The organism is Bathymodiolus platifrons methanotrophic gill symbiont (assembly GCF_002189065.1).
Lineage (GTDB): Bacteria > Pseudomonadota > Gammaproteobacteria > Methylococcales > Methylomonadaceae > Methyloprofundus.
Genome location: NZ_BDMN01000100.1, coordinates 1 through 2,788, shown reverse-complemented (window position 1 = coordinate 2,788; position 2,788 = coordinate 1). Strand labels below are relative to the sequence as shown.

Sequence of the window (2,788 nt, the reverse complement as noted above, 5' to 3'; positions counted from 1 at the left end):
ACTTCAGTGATTTAAAATACGTTGAGTGGGGAAGTAGCTGGCCATAAATCTGTTCATTGGTTTGGAGGAAATGGCGACCACTATCGACTACACTGATACAGCGTAATAACCCAAGGCGAATAAAGTCGATATCCTTCAACTCTGGGCATGAACGAGCCCACAAAGGATGACGCTCTGCTAACAGGGCACGTTCCATACTTTCATTGCAGTGTTGGTGAATATGTTCAAAGAGTGGTAGGTCTTTAAGCATGGGTGATATCCGTTTATGAGGTGATTAAAACGGAAATTTTTAGAAAAACTTTTTCGGCAATTGCAAGTTTTATTTGAAATTATTTGTTGTTTTTTTACGGTGCCTACAGAGTATCTATTTGCTGTTATAAGTGATTAAAATCAAAAAGATGGAAATATTCGAGTGGTGCTACCTTCAGGTAGGTTATAGGCTGCTTTGTTTAGGTACTTCTTCTTTCAATGGGAACACTGATGATGTTTATAGCAAACCCCTACTTAATTCCCCTTAAGCAATAGCATTTGAAACGAATGAAAAGACTATTTTTTTCATATAGTTGTAGCATAGTTTCAATTTTACCATAAATAATTATTGGGAAACTTCAGTATAGTAAATATCTTAACCTAAGCTGTCTGGCTGTTTATGGCGGCGTTGATTCCGAACCACAAAAGCAGCGTTTAATCGAAGGCATTGATATTTTAGTAGCGACACCAGGCAGGTTGCTTGATTTGGCTCATCAGCGTGCACTGCATTTTGATGAACTTGAAATACTGGTATTAGATATGGTAGATATGGGGTTTGTTGATGATATCGATAAGATCATTGAGCGCTTACCCGAAGCCCGTCAGAACCTATTATTTTCAGCTACCATGAGCGATGACGTTCGCGCCATCGCCAGTGGTTTTTCTGATAGTAAAATGAGCAATCCAGCCGTTGAGATAGCTATTTCACCGAAAACCACAACAGCACCCAATATAAACCAATGGTTAATAACGGTAGATAAAGACACAAAGTCCGCATTGCTGAGTCATTTAATTAACGAGCAAAAGTGGGATCAGGCGCTAATTTTTATCGAGAAAAACCACGGTGCAGCCAAGCTGGTCGATCAGCTTGCAAAACGCGGTATTGAAGCGAATGCCATTCACGGTGGTAAAAGCCAGGCCATGCGTGAAAAGATTTTGGCCGATTTTAAATCTGGAAAACTAAAGTATTTAGTCGCCACAGGGGTTGCCGCCCGCGGTTTAGATATTGGTGAGCTTAGTCGGGTTGTTAATTACGACCTACCCTTTAAACCTGAAGAATACATCCACCGCATTGGCCGTACAGGTCGTGCTGGTGCTTCAGGTGAAGCTATCTCATTTGTTGCAATGGGCGATTTTAAAAACCTATGCGCCATTGAAAGCCGTTTAGAGCATATAATTAACCGCAAAGAAATTGAAGGTTTTCCGGTTAGAAAAGTGATTCCAGTTTCAATTTTGAACTATGTTCGCAAAAGCAAAGCACCCAGTAAAACCTCAGCCAATAAACCAGAGAATAGAAAGAACAAAAATATTTGAGGTTAATTGAGGGGGAAATCATGATTTATTATCTTATGGCGTATTGAAGTCAGAAAAACCATTTGAAATAAATTATCAAATTACGGACTAAGTTTTAAAGAGCTCGCCAAGGAAAAGAGAAGATCTTCAAGGGGGTCGGCCAGCGTGAAGAACTAAAATTAAACGACCTCGTTAATAATCAAGTTGGCTGACCCCATGAGATACTTTTGGAGATTAAACTTAATGGTGATGGTAAAAAAAGTATTACTGTTACAGAACAACAAGATGTTTGGATTAAGGCACAAATTGTAACTGGTAACTATGGTAATGAAAGTGAATTTTTACGTGATTTAATTCGTAAAGAACAAAATCAAGATGCTGATATTGAGGCTATTCGTGTTGCACTTATAAAAGCTGAAGGGAGGGGTATGGGGCAATGGCATTCGCTTAAGCCATTACCCCCTTCGGTTAAGAGCCCGCACGAATGCAATCGCATGAGAAATCACTTTACCCATTTCAACTCTACATTAGGCCGTCGATTCACACCCCCGCCATTTGTTCACAGGCTTTTTGGATTTCCTAATATAGGATCGACCCGGTCTGAGCTTTTGATGATTTCGTGAAATAGAGCTGACAATGTCATCCATCACTTTTTTGATACAGCGTGCCGGAACAAACATGATATCTTCCAGATGCCTCGACATGGTTGCCAGGCTATTTTTAAAGTTTGCCTGTATTGTTTGTTTCGGATCCATTTCGTCTGGTTGCAGATTTAACAGACTATTTAATAAGTTTTCAGATTCATTGGTACAGAGTCTACTCATGGTGATCAGTACAAAATGGGCAAACAATTCCTGTTTTACGGTACGCTCACTTCGGCCATGGAAGTCATCGACCACAATCATATTTTTACTGATTTTATACAGCTCTTCAATTCCCCAGCGGGCGTGATAGACCTCTTTTAATGCGTCAATCGTGTATCGTTCGTCAAGCAATGTTGTGCCGATACAGTAGGTCTTGCCCTCCAGTGTATATTTAATCAGTCTGATGGTGAGCGCTTTGAACTGGATATCCGGATATTGTTTGCGAATGTCACGCTGAGTCTCTTTAGTGGGTAAGAGTGTGATAATTTGATCGGTCTGTGTGCTGTTTCTAAAATCATCAATCGCCTTAAAGGTGTTTTTCTGCAGGCGAAAAACGGGATGCACGCCCATTTGCATATGATAATACAACATGGCGTAGGAAA

General features: G+C 40.2%; 3 protein-coding genes and 1 pseudogene. 2 read left to right on the top strand and 2 right to left on the bottom strand.

Annotation, left to right across the window (positions count from 1 at the left end; all coding sequences use genetic code 11):
- On the bottom strand, positions 1-250 hold a 250-nt coding region (locus CDZ78_RS21100), incomplete at its 3' end, for a hypothetical protein (protein ID WP_140413911.1).
- Between the two features lie 359 nt (positions 251-609).
- Between CDZ78_RS21100 and CDZ78_RS06320 the strand changes: the two are divergent.
- A pseudogene (locus tag CDZ78_RS06320) lies at positions 610-1,563 on the top strand (DEAD/DEAH box helicase); the annotation flags it as partial.
- A gap of 206 nt (positions 1,564-1,769) precedes the next feature.
- Complete coding sequence (locus tag CDZ78_RS24240; protein WP_373862445.1) at positions 1,770-2,165, top strand: ribbon-helix-helix domain-containing protein; 396 nt, start codon at positions 1,770-1,772, stop codon at positions 2,163-2,165.
- On the opposite strand, the gene CDZ78_RS06310 is transcribed toward CDZ78_RS24240, so the two are convergent.
- The coding region (locus CDZ78_RS06310; RefSeq protein ID WP_140413910.1) for a transposase at positions 2,070-2,788 on the bottom strand (719 nt) is incomplete at its 5' end. The two genes, CDZ78_RS24240 and CDZ78_RS06310, sit on opposite strands and share 96 nt — an antisense overlap.